Genomic DNA, 12454 nt, shown 5'->3' on the forward strand with positions numbered 1-12454 from the left:
CAGGGATCATTCAGGGTATCCCCCAGTAGAGGAGGTACAGCGTCTGACGGCAGGATCGAAGTATGAACGCGAACAGCATGAATCCCGAGGAACCCGGAACGCCTGGCACGCCCAGTGGATCCGGCTCCAGCGCCTACCACGGCGCTGACGCTGCACCCGGCGAATCCCAGCAGAACTTCTTCGACTGGATCCGCAACCTGGGCATCCGCCGCGGACCGGACCGCTGGGTGGGCGGCGTGGCCAGCGGCGTGGCCCACCGGTTTGGAATCGACCCGGTGATCGTCCGCGGCATCTTCATCGTCCTGGCAGTCTTCGCCGGAGTGGGGGTTCTCCTGTACGGCCTGGCATGGGCGCTCCTGCCCGAGCCCGACGGCCGCATCCACGTCCAGGAGGCAGCTGCCGGACGCTGGTCCAGCGGCATGACCGGCGCCCTGATCGCCACGATCATTGGACTTCCCAGCCTGGGCCGGGGCTTCTGGGGCTGGGGATGGAACGGGCTTCCGGGACTTTTCTGGACACTCTTCTGGGTGGGCGGCACCGGATACCTGATCTATTACCTGGTTCAACGCAACAAGGCCTCCAGGACCATGCCGCCCGCGGGGCAGGGTGCCGGCGCGTCAACGGCCACGGCATCCACTGCGCATACGTACACGGCATCCACTGCGCCCACCTACACGGCCTCCACCAATACCGGTGTCCCGGTGTACGGGCCAACGTTCGGCCAGTCCAGCCCGCCCAATCCATCAGGCCCGTCCAATCCATCCGGCCCGTTCAATCCATCGGGCCCACGGCCGCCCTCCGGCCCCACTCCCCCGCGCAACTTCCAGCCCAAACCCGCCGCACCCAAGCGTCAGGGGCCGGGCGCGGCGATCGTGGCAGTTTCCGCCGGAGCGGCATTGTTGGTGGGGGGAACGCTGAAGGCCCTGGACGCCGGAAATGTGATCGACCTCGGAAACTCCGTCAACGCGGTGGTCTTCGCCTCCGGCGCCGCGGTACTGGGCCTGGGGATTGTGGTTGCAGGACTCCGCGGGCGCACCTCAGGATTTCTCGGTTTCCTGGCAGTGGTGGCACTCATCATCGGCGGAATCTTCAATCTGATGCCCAGGAACGGCGATCGCTTCACGTTCCATGATGTGAACTGGGCGCCCACCAGCGTGGACCAGGCACGGACGGGCATCAACATCACCGGCTCACAGGGAAGGCTCGACTTGAGCAAACTGACCTTGGCAGCGCCCCTGACGTCGCCGGTGACGATTCCTGTTGACGCCACGGCCAGCAACGTCACGGTAGTCATCCCGGACAACGTTCCGGTTGAGGTCAGGGCCGATATGACCTTCGGAAACCTCAACGAGCGCGGTTCCGACCGCGGCGGCCGGTTCCAGGACGACACCACCATGTACAACTCCGGCAAGCCCGGGGCCACCCTCGTGGTGGAGATTGACGGCACGTTCAGCAACGTGACCATTCAGGGAGGAAACTGACATGAGCACCAACGAATCCCAACCCACACCGGAACTCAAGCAGATCCCGCTGACGCCACCTCTGGAGCCGGCCTTCAAGGCAGAGTCCCCGTCCGACGTCGAACCCCGGCGTGCGCGGATCGGCACCGTGGTCTGGGGAGCCGTGGTGATTGTCCTGGCAGTCCTGGTGATCATCTCCACCCTGGGCTGGGTCAGCCTCAACGGCACCTACGTCTTGATCGGCCTCATGATTGGCGCAGGCGCGGCCCTGGTGGTTGGCGGACTCCTGGCCGCACGCAAAGGCAAGTCCACCACCGGACGCCCTGCGCCGTGACCATGCCCAACCACGTGACAAAGAGACCACAACAAGGAAGTGTGTAGCCATGGACAAGTTCTTCAACATCGTCAGGGGCTTAGGCCTGAAACGCGGACCACAACGCTGGCTGGGCGGTGTCTGCGGAGGCATAGCGGCCAAGCTTAACGTCGATGTGGCTTATGTACGGGTGGGTTTCCTGCTTTTCTGCCTTTTGCCGGGACCCGCTGCTGTGGTCTACATCCTGGGTTGGCTGATCCTGCCTGACCAAAACAACAAGGTTGCCCTGGAATCGTTCATGAGCCGCCGGTCCCAGTGACCCAGTGCCACATCTGATGCCCCTGCCCTTTCGGCAGGGGCGTCAACTTTTTTAACGGGCATGTTTCCGACGACGCACAACCGGGTTAAATAGTCACTATTTGTGTCCCACCCCACATGCCTGTCTACAATCATGGGGAGCTCAGCGTGGCGCTCGGAACGTATTCCTCCAAGCCATGAGTGAGCAAACATGAAAATTGGCATTCTGACCAGCGGCGGCGACTGCCCCGGACTCAACGCAGTGATCCGTGGAGCCGTCCTCAAGGGCATCGCCATCCACGGCCAGGAATTCGTCGGCTTCCGCGACGGCTGGCGCGGTGTGGTGGAGGGCGACATCATCGATATCCCCCGCACCATGGTCCGCGGTATCGCCAAGCAGGGCGGCACCATCCTTGGCACCTCCCGCACCAACCCGTTCGAAAACGGTGGCGGGCCGGAAACCATCAAGGCCCACATGGACCGCTTGGGCATCGACGCCATCATTGCGATCGGCGGCGAAGGCACCCTGGCGGCAGCCAAACGGCTCACCGACGCCGGTTTGAAGATTGTTGGCGTCCCCAAGACGGTGGATAACGACCTCGACGCCACCGATTACACCTTCGGCTTCGACACTGCCGTCCAAATTGCCACCGAGGCAATCGACCGTCTGCGGACCACCGGCGAATCGCACCACCGCTGCATGATCGCCGAAGTCATGGGCCGGCACGTCGGCTGGATTGCCCTCCACTCCGGTATGGCCTCCGGCGCCCACGCCATCCTGATCCCGGAACAAAAGGTCAGCATCGAGGAAATCACTGAGTGGGTCCGCGAAGCCCACGACCGCGGCCGTGCACCGTTGGTAGTAGTGGCCGAAGGATTCGTTCCGGAGCACATGGAATCGCCGCACTCCGAGCGCGGACTGGACACCTTTGGGCGTCCCCGCCTCGGTGGTATCGCCGACCAGTTGGCCCCGGAGATCGAGGCCCGCACCGGCATCGAAACACGTGCCACCATTCTGGGACACATCCAGCGCGGCGGCGTTCCCACCGCTTTTGACCGCGTCCTCGCCACCCGCCTGGGCATGGCTGCCATCGACTCCGTGGTGGACGGACGATGGGGCACCATGGTTGCGCTCAAGGGCACGGACATTTCCCACGTGGGCTTCGAGGAAGCGCTGGGCAAGCTGAAGACGGTCCCGCAGCACCGCTACGACGAAGCGTCAGTGCTGTTCGGTTAGTCGACTAGGCTGGCTACATGACTCTGGAGCCCACGTCCGCTGCGATCATCCAGTTGGCGTGGGCCCGCCGTTTGGGGCTCGACGACGACGCTTTCGCCGCCGCAGCCGCCCGGCCAGCCTCGGCCGCGGACACCCCCGGCGATCCCCGCCTCCGGATTACGCGGGCCGACGACGCCGCCCGCGAAGTTGTCTTCCTGAGGCTCTTCGGGGTCTCAGTGCTGGTGGGGCCGCAATGGGCCCTGGACGCCGGGGCTGCACTGCCGGACACCGAGCTGGCCCAGCACGTGACGCTCCTGACCCTCACCCGGTCCCACGGAGGCCACGGGCTGGGGTCCTCGGCATTGTTCTTTGCCGACGACCTCCCGCTGCAGCAGCCGTCCGACGATTTGATGGTGTCCCACGGGAACCCCGAAGCAATCCTCCTGGAAGGCCTGTGCCCCCCGGATGATGTCAACGAGGTGGGGCTGCAGGGCCGTGGGCACCGCTTCACAGTGATGCATCCGGATGAGGAGCAGCCCACCCCCGTGGCCTGCGGAGCATACTCCGAGTCGGAAGGAATCCTGGCTGACCTGGGAGTCCTGGTGGCCCCGCAATGGCGACGGCGCGGACTGGGAACCCTCGCGGCCTCCATCGCCGCCCATGAAGCCTTGGCATCCGGCCTGACACTGCAATGGAAAGCCGACGTCAGCAATACAGGGGCACTCGCGATGGCCCGCCACATGGGTTTCGCCACGGGCGGGCTTCACGCGAGCGTTCGCCTCGGCTGAACTTGCCGGCTTGTTTGAGCGTCCTTACTTAGCGGCAGCGTCCACGGCAGGTGCCGCGTCGTCAGCGCCGGGCTTGTTGCTCCAACCGGCAGCAGACTTGGGCTTGACGAAGAACAGTGCCGCCACGGCCCCCAGCAGAATCGCGCAGGCGGGCAGGAGGATGGACTGGCTCATCGCCGTCGAGAATCCAGCGTGAAGCGCTTCCGGCAAGGTACCGCTCATGGAAACCTCCCCGGCCGGTGCGCCGGCCGGTGCTGCTGGCAACTCAGCCGCCAACCGGGACTGGATCAGGGCCGCGATGGCCGCCGAACCCAGCACTGCGCCGATCTGGCGGGTGGTGTTGAAGACGCCCGAACCAGCACCGGCCTGCCGGGGATCAAGGTTGCGGGTGGTGGCGTTGGACACCGGACCCCACATGAAGGCGTTGGCAACGCCTTGCAGCGCGGACGGGAGCAGGAACATCCAGATGGGTGTGTCCGGACCCAGCAGCGAAGCTGTCCAGAAGAGTGCCACAGAAAGGCAGACCAGCCCGAAGGTAGCGAACCAGCGCGGGTTGGCGCGGTCGATCATCTTGCCCACCACCGGCGCGAGGGCGCCGGAGATCACGGCCATGGGAATCATGAGCAGTGCCGACTGGGTGGGGGTCAGGCCGCGCACGGTCTGGTAGTAGAAAATGGTGGGCAGCGGGAAAGCCGTGACCGTGAAGCCCACAGCCACAATGGTGGTGTTGCCCAGGGAGAAGTTGCGGTCCTTGAACAGGCCAAGGGGCAGCAACGGCTCGCCACCGCGGCGCTCCAGCATCCACTGCCACGCGACGAAGAGCACCAGGACCACCAGCCCGGTGATGATGAGCCCCCACACTGAAATGAAGTTGTTGACCATTCCCCACTTGTAGGTCTGGCCTTCCTGGATGCCGAAGACCAGGAGGAACATCCCTGCTGCGGACAACAGGACGCCCAGGATGTCGAAGGAGTGGGTGTGGGTGGTCAGCTTGGGCACGAACCGGGTGACCAGGATGAAGGCCACCAAACCGATGGGAACGTTGACAAAGAAGATCCATTCCCAGCCGAGGCTGTCCACCAGGACGCCGCCCAGGATAGGGCCAATCAGCACTGCCATGCCGGCTGTGGCGCCCCACAGGCCCATGGCTGCACCGCGGCGGTCCGGCGGGAAGATGCGGGTGATCACGGCCATGGTCTGGGGCGTCATCATGGCAGCACCCAGGCCCTGCAACACGCGGGCCGCAATCAGCATGGTGATGTCACCGGAGAGTCCACACCACAGGGATGCGAGGGTGAAGACCACCAGACCAATCAAATACAGGTTCTTGGGACCGAACCGGTCACCCAGGCGGCCGGTGATCAGCAGGGGAACCGCATAGGCCAGCAGATAGGCGCTGGTAACCCAGATGACGGCGTTGATGTCGGTATTCAGGCCCTCCATGATGCGGGGATTGGCCACCGAGACAATGGTGGTGTCGATGAGGATCATGAAGAACCCCACCACAAGTGACCACAGCGCTGGCCATGGCTTAGCTACGTTTTCCAAGGGATTCCTTTGGTTCGTGTGAAATGTCGGTGGGAGTTGGCCGGGGTTCATCCCAGGGCAGTTGCCCGCTCTCCAACTCCGTAAGGAGCTCGCGGATCCACGCGATCTCCGTTCGGCGCATGGCCTGTTGATAAGTGATGTCGATCCAATATTTGCGCTGCAGGCCCTTGGCCGTCACGATCCCCTCTGCCCGGACCAGGAAGTCAAGGTCAGCCGCGAGTGCCACCAGGCGTTCCTCCAACAGCCCTGTGACCACAGGGGCCGGCAGATGGTGGGCCTCCGCGATGGCGTGGGGAAACGCAGGGTACTCGTTGACCGGCGTGGACAGCATGTGCTGAAGGCGCGCATCCAGGGCGTCATGGCCGGCGTGGGTAATCCGGTAAGTGGTGCGCTCCGGACGGTTGCCTTCGCGCTCCGTCCCCGTGGCCTCCACCAAGCCGTTGTCCTCAAGGCGTCCCACCGAGTGGTAGAGCGTCCCGGGACGCACTTTCACCAAGCGGTCTTCATGCCGCGCCATGAGCAGTTGGTACATCTCGTAGGGATGCATGGGCCCCTCGGCCAAGAGTGACAAAGCTGCGACACCCAGTGGCGTCAACTCTGCGGTTTTTGGCACAACGGGCCCCTTCCTCGCACATATTCCAAAACAAGTATTCCACGTGGAATATTAGGGCGCAAGAAAGCCCGGCCGCCGTGGACGGCCGGGCTCTTTGCGTGGTTATCCGAGCAGTGCGAGGATCTCGGACCGCGCGAACATCGCGGCAGCCTCGCGGGCGGTGGGCGTACCGGCGTCGGGATCCGCTCCGGCATCAATCAGCACCCGCGCAACAGCCGTGTAGCCCTTGAACACAGCGCCGGCCAGCGGCGTCTGCCCGCGGTCATTGGCCGAGTTCACGTCGGCTCCGTGGTGGGCCAGCAGTTGCACTGCCTCGTCGTGTCCGTGGTAGGCGGCCAGCATCAGGAGTGAATCTCCGGATGCGTTGGTCAGGTTGGCGGGCGCCCCGGCTCCGAGGTAAGCCCGCAACAGTTCGGCATTGCCTTCGCGGGCGGCATCGAACAGCGCATGGGCAAGGGCCAATGCTTCGTCGTCGGCCCCTGAACCGGTGGGAGCTGCGGCATGGGTCATCGGTGGGGTCCCTTCAGGAATCCGGTTTGTCGCCCGACTACCTGGCCGGCGTCGGGGGCGACGATCACTTCCTGGGCTGCCACGTAAGGCTCCTCGCCATCCATCACGGTGAGGTTGTCCTCAGCCGAAACAGAACGTTTGATGACGGCCAAAGCCACGGGGCCCATCTCGAAGTGCTGCGCCACGGATGTCAGCGTACCCACCTTGCGTTCTCCGGCAAATACAACACTGCCCACGGCCGGCAGGGTGTGCTGGGAGCCGTCAAGCTGCAGGAACACCAGCCTGCGCGGGGGGTGCCCCAGGTTGTGGACACGGGCTATGGTTTCCTGCCCCTTATAGCAGCCCTTGTTCAGGTGGACGGAGGTCCTGAGCAGGTCCAGCTCGTGGGGAATGGTCTTCTCGTCGGTCTCCGCACCCAAGCGGGGGCGCCATGCAGCAATGCGCAAGGCTTCCGCGGCCATGGCCCCGGCCAGCGGCAACCCTTCCACCGCTGCCTCCAAGTCAGCTGCCGGAACAAGGTACTCGAACCAGGGCCGTTCCCGGCCGGGGTGGGATTCCTCCGGAACAATGCTGTAGGCGTAGCCACCGGGGGCCACCTGGGGCCAAGGATCTTCCCAGACCAGCGCCGTGGCCAACGACTCAACGGGCTTGGTGGACCCCACCACGGCCCACTGGTCCGAGACGTCGTTGATGTCCACGCGGAGCATGAACTTCATCTTGTTCAGCCACTCGGACAACGGGGCTGCCTCGGCGGCCTCCACCAGCAGCCAGGTTGTCTCACCATCGTCGATGACGCGGGCGTCGAATTCGATCCGGCCCTGGACGCTGAGCAGCAGCAACTCGCTGGCCGTTCCCGGCTGGAGGTTGGTGAGCTGCTGCGAGGACAGGGTGTTAAGCCAGCTCAGCCGGTCCGGCCCGGACACCGTCACCACACCGCGGAAGGAAAGATCGACGACGGCGGTCCCGTTGGCCAGGGCGCGCTGCTCCCGCAGGGGCTCGCCGTAGTGTGCCGCAACTCCGGCGTCCAGTCCGACGTCTTCGACCGCGCCAGGACGCGACAACAGAGGGCTTGTGTAAGTCATATGTAGTAGAAGTCCTTGCGGTTCAGCGGTATTCCGGATTTTCAAAATCGAAGCGGGTCCCTGACTTCCATTCCTCCGGGAGGTTGCCGTAGGCGGGGATGCCGCCGGCGTCCCGCAGGATCTTCGCCAGGTGGAGGAGGTTCCAGGTCATGAACGTGGCGTTCCTGTTGGTGAAGTCACTTTCAGGTCCGCCCGATCCTTCATCCAAGTAGCTTGGGCCAGGCCCCACGGGGCCGATCCACCCGGCGTCGGCCTGGGGAGGGATGGTGAAACCGACGTGCTGGAGGCTGTAGAGCACGTTCATGGAACAGTGCTTAATGCCATCTTCATTGCCAGTGATCAGGCAGCCGCCCACTTTGGGATAGAACGCCCATTGGCCCTGCTGGTTGAGTTCCCCGGAGTGCGCGTAGAGCCGCTCAATCAGCTTCTTGGTCTGGGACGAATTGTCACCGAGCCAGATGGGCCCGGCCACCACAACGATGTCCGCTTCCTTCACCGCAGGGTAGAGTTCCGGCCATTCGTCGCTTTTCCAGCCGTGCTGGCGCATATCGGGGTACACACCACTGGCGATGTCATGGTCCACGGTACGGATAAGGCGCGTCTCCACGCCCTGCTTCTCCATGATGCCGCGGCTGATGTTGATGAGGCCGTCGGTGTTGCTCACCTGCGGTGAGGGCTTGAGCGTGCCGTTGAAGAACACGGCCTTCAAACCCTCGTAGCCACTCGGCTTGAGGGTGGTATCCACTTTCTGCTCCTTCTGCTTGGCTGCTGGTGCTGCGTTGCGGAACGTTCAGTGAGACCGGAAGGGAGAACTGGCCCGGGTCAGGAAACCTGCCGGTCAGGGAACCCTGTTGAGGAACGCGGAGGCGTGCGCTTCCAGCGACTTGCCGCTGGCTGCCACATCCCAGCGCCACAGAAGATTGCCATCCACCAGCCCGAAGATGCGTGTGGCTGCGGTGTACTCCTTGGAGTGGCTGCCCCGCATCACCATGTCAGTACTGAGCTGGATCTGGGGACCCTTGATCTGGCCGTAGTAGAGCTCGGTGATACCGCCGGGGTGGGCGATCGAGACGGAGATGTCGAAGCCGCCGTCGTCATTGCGGCGCTCTTCCACCTCATCGGCCGTCTTCAGGACGGGAACGATGTCCGCCGGGATGAGCCCGGGCCCGCCGTCGCCCTCTTCCAGCTTGCGTTCCAGCGCCCAAAAGCCTGTCTCAACGGTCAGCGGGCGCAACTTTGTGCCGGCATCATCGCTAAGCCAGGTTTCTGCCCTGTACTGCAAGTAGGGCAGCCCGTTATGGGTGAAGGAAACATGCTGGACAAAGTGCTCCGAATCCTCGTCGCCGCTGCCCAGCCGTCCGCGTCCTTCCCACTCACCAATGAGCCAGGAAAGGGGAACGAGCTCGGGCGTCAGGTCTGTAGGGATCTCAATAGGCACAACGGCAACCTTGCTTGTACTGCAGAACCGGAAGTCCTACTTCTGACCCTGGAAAAGACGGTAAACGACATAGCCGGCAAACCATGCCATCGCGACACTTGCCAGGCCGAGGAGAACGAGGAAGAAGATTTCAAATGCGAGAACAGACATGATGCCATCCTAACCGTTAGTAGATGAGAAGTTTGTCGATGAAGTATGCCAGGGCTCCTACAGCCCATACCGGCGCAATCCCCATGCCCAGGGCGGCCGGAATGTTGAGCCGGCCGCGCCGCAATGTGGTCATCCTGCGGAAGCACACCAGAACAGCTCCCACCACCACGCCCACCAGCGCGGCGGGAAGAACGGCAATGTCCGAGAAAACCAATCCGGCAAGGGGAGCCATGAGGCCGGCCATCACCACGCCCAGCGGAGCCACGATCCGGTCCGGCCACCTGATGATGCCTGCCGCCAGTGCTGCTGCAGCACTCAGCCCGGCCACCAGCACCATTTCCCGCACGCCATTGAAACGCATGCTGGCGATCCAGCCGGCTCCCAGGCAATTCAGCAGGACACCGGCACAGCAACCCAGCGTGGATTCGAGCCGCTGGGCCTGGCCCGTACCCCTGACAAGCTGGACCACAAAGACGGCCATGACGCCCATGGCGATGAAAGCGGGGGTTCCGTCCAGGAATCCCGGAGCCGGCATGTACGCCGCGGCAACAGCGGAACCGGCTCCGGCGAGTCCAATAACGGCTGCCAGTGTTTTCTTGGCCGGAACTGCCAGGAAATGCGGCCAACCGATACCCACGGCTGCCGAGGCGGCTATGCCTGTGCCCACCATGGCTTCCTTGGAAACGAAGGTGCTGGCCACGATGGCTGCGAGCGCCACGAGGCCGAATACCCCGATGCTCCAAGACTTCACTGTGTGCCCAACCTCAATCCGATGTGTCCTAAGACCTCTCGACAATCCTGCCTTAAGCCGGACTAATATGTCGCAATTCCGGCGTGCGCCCGTCACGAATCCCTGACCTGCGGGCCCGCGATGGGTATACTCAGACTTCAACAACGCACTGTGTCCGCCCTCACTCCGTCACAACGGACACGGGCTTCGGGTGTGTTGTGACCGGCCGGTGAGACTCCGGTTTCGACGCCCGATGATGCGCGTACAGCCCATTGGAGGAACTATGTCGCACATCCTGCTCCTGACGAACAGCAACGGTTCATCAGTTGACATTCTGCCTGCCTTGGAATTGTTGAACCACCGCGTCCACATCCTCCCGGCAGAACCCACGGCTTTGCTGGAGACCGATCCCACCGACATCGTCTTCCTGGATGCCCGCAAGGATTTGGTGGGGGCACGCTCCCTGACCCAACTGTTGAAGGCCACCGGCCTCAGCGCACCCCTCATGCTGATCCTGACGGAGGGCGGCATGGCGGCCGTGTCCTCCGCTTGGGCAGTTGATGACATCGTTCTGGACTCGGCCGGGCCCGCAGAGGTGGAAGCCCGTATCCGGCTTGCCATGGCGCGTGCGGTCCCCGGCGAAGAGGAAACCCAGACCGAAATCCGGGCGGCCGGCGTCGTGATTGACGAGGCCAGCTACACCGCCCGGGTCAGCGGGCAACCGCTGAACCTGACGTTCAAGGAGTTCGAGCTCCTGAAGTACCTGGCCCAGCACCCTGGCCGCGTGTTCACGCGCCAGCAACTGTTGACCGAAGTGTGGGGATACGACTACTACGGTGGCACCCGCACAGTGGACGTCCACATCCGGCGCCTCAGGGCCAAGCTCGGGGTTGACCACGAAAACCTGATCAGCACGGTGCGGAACGTCGGCTACCGGCTGACGCTGGTCAGGCTTCCCGACGACGAGCTCTCGGAGGCCTGAGGGGTCCACGCACGCTGGGCTGCCTCATGACCCGCGCGGCCATGGATCGCATCAGCAGACAAGAAAGGCCGGAATCCCTGTGGATTCCGGCCTTTCTCCATTATGTGGTGGAGGACATACGGGTCGAACGTATCGAGGCCACCCCACTGGTGGATCCCCCTCGTGTCCGCTGTTGCGATCCTGCTGCAACGCCGAACGAGATCACGACATTACCCCTGTTCCCCAAGGACATCAAATCGAAGTGGCCGCTCCTGGCGTGAGGGGCTTGCCCCGGACGTATAGCCTTGCTTCATGAGTCACGCACATCCGGAAAACTGGCCTGTACTGATCATCGATGGCGGCTTGGACGGAGCACTTCTCCGCGACGTCAAGGCCCTGGCCTACGCCGCGGCAGAGTCGGACGGCAATCCCCCGTTCTCGGAACAGACGCTGGTAACGCTGCGCGGCACCGGCGGGCACTCCGTCCTGACGCTGGCCTTGTACGCTCCGGATGAGGATTCAGATCCGGCCACCGCCGAAGACCTGGCGGGCGTCGCCGTCGTCGTGGACGATCCGGACGGTGGGGGTGTCCTGGAACTGGCCGTCCACCCCAGTTACCGCAACCGTGGCGTGGCCGGCCGCTTATTGGCCGCGTTGCAGGAGAAACGGAGCCTGCAGGGGCTGAGTGCATGGTCGCACGGCAACCATGAAGCCGCCGCTGATCTGGCCGCCCGCTTTGGGTACGCACCGGTCCGGGAATTGTGGAAGATGCGCCTGATGACTTCCTCGCCCGCCCTGCCCGACGCCGGGCTGCCGGACGGCGTGGCGCTCCGCGCCTTCGTGCCGGGCCAGGACGAGCAAGCATGGCTGGAAGCAAACCGGGCGGCTTTCTCCCACCATCCCGAGCAGGGCGCCATGACACTGGCCGACCTTCAAGCGCGGCAGGCAGAAGAGTGGTTCGATCCGCAGGGCTTCCTTCTGGCCGTCAACGCCGATAACGCGTTGCTGGGATTCCACTGGACCAAAGTCCATGCCGGCCACGGCGAACACCCGGCGATCGGCGAGGTCTACGTGGTGGGAGTGACCCCAGCCGCGCAGGGCATGGGACTGGGGAAGGCCCTCACCGTTGCCGGAATTTCCTATCTGCAGGACCAGGGCCTGCACGCCGTCATGCTCTACGTGGATGCCGACAACGAGGCAGCAGTGGCGCTGTACCAAAAGCTCGGTTTTGTCCGCTGGGACACCGATGTGATGTACGCGCCGGCAGCCAAAAACTGACCCCTCGCGGCCTGCAGAACGGAAAGCCGGAGACATCTTGGATTCGGGCCGCGATTTTGCTTGTAATGTG

Annotated in this window: 14 protein-coding genes; 7 read left to right on the top strand and 7 right to left on the bottom strand. The window is 63.9% G+C overall.

From position 1 onward, the window contains the following. Positions 1 to 62 precede the first annotated feature (62 nt). From JOE60_RS13160 to JOE60_RS13180, 5 genes are all read left to right on the top strand, one after another. Positions 63 to 1481 carry a PspC domain-containing protein gene (locus tag JOE60_RS13160; RefSeq protein WP_167263563.1) on the top strand — a complete coding sequence of 473 codons (1419 nt, stop codon included), beginning with the start codon at positions 63 to 65 and terminating at the stop codon, positions 1479 to 1481. A gap of 1 nt (position 1482) precedes the next feature. Continuing rightward, positions 1483 to 1794, top strand: coding sequence for a hypothetical protein (locus JOE60_RS13165; protein WP_167263565.1), 312 nt, complete (start codon positions 1483 to 1485; stop codon positions 1792 to 1794). A gap of 49 nt (positions 1795 to 1843) precedes the next feature. After that, entirely contained in the window at positions 1844 to 2092 is a 249-nt protein-coding gene (locus JOE60_RS13170) for a PspC domain-containing protein (RefSeq protein WP_167263567.1), read from the top strand. 189 nt (positions 2093 to 2281) lie between these two features. Then, positions 2282 to 3307, top strand: coding sequence for a 6-phosphofructokinase (locus tag JOE60_RS13175; protein ID WP_167263569.1), 1026 nt, complete (start codon positions 2282 to 2284; stop codon positions 3305 to 3307). A gap of 17 nt (positions 3308 to 3324) precedes the next feature. Then, entirely contained in the window at positions 3325 to 4074 is a 750-nt protein-coding gene (locus JOE60_RS13180; protein ID WP_167263571.1) for a GNAT family N-acetyltransferase, read from the top strand. 24 nt (positions 4075 to 4098) lie between these two features. Here JOE60_RS13180 and JOE60_RS13185 read toward each other — a convergent pair whose 3' ends face one another. The 7 genes from JOE60_RS13185 to JOE60_RS13215 all read right to left on the bottom strand — a co-directional run bounded on the left by JOE60_RS13185 (position 4099) and on the right by JOE60_RS13215 (position 10166). After that, complete coding sequence (locus tag JOE60_RS13185) at positions 4099 to 5622, bottom strand: DHA2 family efflux MFS transporter permease subunit (RefSeq protein WP_167263573.1); 1524 nt, start codon at positions 5620 to 5622, stop codon at positions 4099 to 4101. Beyond that, complete coding sequence (locus tag JOE60_RS13190; RefSeq protein ID WP_167263575.1) at positions 5606 to 6235, bottom strand: helix-turn-helix transcriptional regulator; 630 nt, start codon at positions 6233 to 6235, stop codon at positions 5606 to 5608. Before JOE60_RS13190 ends, JOE60_RS13185 begins: the two co-directional genes overlap by 17 nt. A gap of 102 nt (positions 6236 to 6337) precedes the next feature. After that, positions 6338 to 6745: an ankyrin repeat domain-containing protein gene (locus JOE60_RS13195; RefSeq protein ID WP_167263577.1), complete on the bottom strand. Its 408-nt coding sequence runs from the start codon at positions 6743 to 6745 to the stop codon at positions 6338 to 6340. Next, positions 6742 to 7827 (bottom strand): CAF17-like 4Fe-4S cluster assembly/insertion protein YgfZ, encoded by a 1086-nt coding sequence (ygfZ, locus tag JOE60_RS13200; RefSeq protein ID WP_167263579.1) that lies wholly within the window; start codon positions 7825 to 7827, stop codon positions 6742 to 6744. The genes JOE60_RS13195 and ygfZ overlap by 4 nt, the downstream gene beginning before the upstream one ends. A 22-nt stretch (positions 7828 to 7849) precedes the next feature. Next, the gene (locus tag JOE60_RS13205; protein WP_167263581.1) at positions 7850 to 8572 is read right to left on the bottom strand and encodes a flavodoxin family protein; all 723 of its coding nucleotides are present in this window, start codon (positions 8570 to 8572) and stop codon (positions 7850 to 7852) included. Positions 8573 to 8665: 93 nt separating this feature from the next. After that, positions 8666 to 9265, bottom strand: coding sequence for a nitrobindin family protein (locus JOE60_RS13210; RefSeq protein WP_167263582.1), 600 nt, complete (start codon positions 9263 to 9265; stop codon positions 8666 to 8668). Between the two features lie 166 nt (positions 9266 to 9431). Then, positions 9432 to 10166, bottom strand: a complete 735-nt coding sequence (locus tag JOE60_RS13215; protein WP_167263584.1) for a permease — start codon at positions 10164 to 10166, stop codon at positions 9432 to 9434. Between the two features lie 262 nt (positions 10167 to 10428). Here JOE60_RS13215 and JOE60_RS13220 point away from each other — a divergent pair, with 262 nt between their 5' ends. Both JOE60_RS13220 and mshD read left to right on the top strand, forming a co-directional pair. Next, positions 10429 to 11127, top strand: a complete 699-nt coding sequence (locus tag JOE60_RS13220) for a winged helix-turn-helix transcriptional regulator (RefSeq protein ID WP_167263586.1) — start codon at positions 10429 to 10431, stop codon at positions 11125 to 11127. A gap of 291 nt (positions 11128 to 11418) precedes the next feature. Beyond that, the gene (gene mshD, locus JOE60_RS13225) at positions 11419 to 12384 is read left to right on the top strand and encodes a mycothiol synthase (RefSeq protein WP_167263588.1); all 966 of its coding nucleotides are present in this window, start codon (positions 11419 to 11421) and stop codon (positions 12382 to 12384) included. Positions 12385 to 12454 lie beyond the last annotated feature (70 nt).

This window comes from Paenarthrobacter ilicis, assembly GCF_016907545.1.
Taxonomy (GTDB): domain Bacteria; phylum Actinomycetota; class Actinomycetes; order Actinomycetales; family Micrococcaceae; genus Arthrobacter; species Arthrobacter ilicis.

Bases quoted from the DNA above. Each gene is read 5' to 3' on its own strand.
- JOE60_RS13160 (WP_167263563.1), top strand. From the start codon at position 63: ATGAACGCGAACAGCATGAATCCCGAGGAACCCGGAACGCCTGGCACG.
- JOE60_RS13165 (WP_167263565.1), top strand. From the start codon at position 1,483: ATGAGCACCAACGAATCCCAACCCACACCGGAACTCAAGCAGATCCCG.
- JOE60_RS13170 (WP_167263567.1), top strand. From the start codon at position 1,844: ATGGACAAGTTCTTCAACATCGTCAGGGGCTTAGGCCTGAAACGCGGA.
- JOE60_RS13175 (WP_167263569.1), top strand. From the start codon at position 2,282: ATGAAAATTGGCATTCTGACCAGCGGCGGCGACTGCCCCGGACTCAAC.
- JOE60_RS13180 (WP_167263571.1), top strand. From the start codon at position 3,325: ATGACTCTGGAGCCCACGTCCGCTGCGATCATCCAGTTGGCGTGGGCC.
- JOE60_RS13195 (WP_167263577.1), bottom strand. From the start codon at position 6,745: ATGACCCATGCCGCAGCTCCCACCGGTTCAGGGGCCGACGACGAAGCA.
- ygfZ (WP_167263579.1), bottom strand. From the start codon at position 7,827: ATGACTTACACAAGCCCTCTGTTGTCGCGTCCTGGCGCGGTCGAAGAC.
- JOE60_RS13220 (WP_167263586.1), top strand. From the start codon at position 10,429: ATGTCGCACATCCTGCTCCTGACGAACAGCAACGGTTCATCAGTTGAC.
- mshD (WP_167263588.1), top strand. From the start codon at position 11,419: ATGAGTCACGCACATCCGGAAAACTGGCCTGTACTGATCATCGATGGC.